Raw genomic sequence first — 1,272 nt, forward strand, 5'->3', positions numbered from 1 at the left:
GGCAGAGGAGCGTCGTGTAAGCCGATGAAGGTGTGTTGAGAAGCATGCTGGAGGTATCACGAGTGCGAATGCTGACATGAGTAACGATAAAGGGAGTGAAAAACTCCCTCGGCCGGAAGACCAAGGGGTTCTGTTAGACGCTTAATCGGAGCAGAGTGAGTCGGCCCCTAAGGCGAGGCCGAAAGGCGTAGTCGATGGGAAACGGGTCAATATTCCCGTACCGGACATGATTGCGATGGGGGGACGGAGAAGGCTAGGTGAGCCAGGCGTTGGTTGTCCTGGTGAAAGTGAGTAGGCTTGTGTCTTAGGTAAATCCGAGACGCTTCAAGGCCGAGACACGAAACGAACGGACCACGGTCCGGAAGTCATTGATGCCACGCTTCCAGGAAAAGCCTCTAAGCTTCAAGATCATGTGCGACCGTACCCCAAACCGACACAGGTGGTCAGGGTGAGAATCCCAAGGCGCTTGAGAGAACTCGGGTGAAGGAACTAGGCAAAATGGTGCCGTAAACTTCGGGAGAAGGCACGCCGGCGTAGGGTAAGGGAACTTGCTTCCTCAGCCCGAACCGGTCGAAGATACCAGGTGGCTGCAACTGTTTAGTAAAAACACAGCACTCTGCTAACGCGCAAGCGGACGTATAGGGTGTGACGCCCTGCCCGGTGCCGGAAGGTTAAATGATGGTGTTAAGGATTCGTCCGAATCTCTTGATTGAAGCCCCGGTAAACGGCGGCCGTAACTATAACGGTCCTAAGGTAGCGAAATTCCTTGTCGGGTAAGTTCCGACCTGCACGAATGGCGTAATGATGGCCACGCTGTCTCCACCCGAGACTCAGTGAAATTGAAATCGGCGGAAGATGCGGTGTACCCGCGGCTAGACGGAAAGACCCCGTGAACCTTTACTATAGCTTCACACTGGACGCTGATGTTGCCTGTGCAGGATAGCTGGGAGCCTTTGAAACCCGGACGCCAGTTCGGGTGGAGCCAACCTTAAAATACCAGCCTGGCATCATTGGCGTTCTCACTCAGGTCCGTGATCCGGATCGAGGACAGTGTGTGGTGGGTAGTTTGACTGGGGCGGTCTCCTCCCAAAGAGTAACGGAGGAGCACGAAGGTACCCTCAGCACGGTCGGACATCGTGCAATGAGTGCAAGAGCATAAGGGTGCTTGACTGCGAGACAGACACGTCGAGCAGGTGCGAAAGCAGGTTCTAGTGATCCGGTGGTTCTGTATGGAAGGGCCATCGCTCCAAACGGATAAAAGGTACCCCCGGG

The 1,272-nt window shown here is 55.0% G+C and carries 1 rRNA gene; it reads left to right on the forward strand.

The features are described 5' to 3' along the window. Positions 1–1,272: ribosomal RNA gene (locus B4967_RS01250) — 23S ribosomal RNA — on the forward strand; the annotation flags it as partial.

Source organism: Vreelandella lionensis (assembly GCF_002087295.1).
GTDB classification, from domain to species: Bacteria; Pseudomonadota; Gammaproteobacteria; order Pseudomonadales; family Halomonadaceae; genus Vreelandella; species Vreelandella lionensis.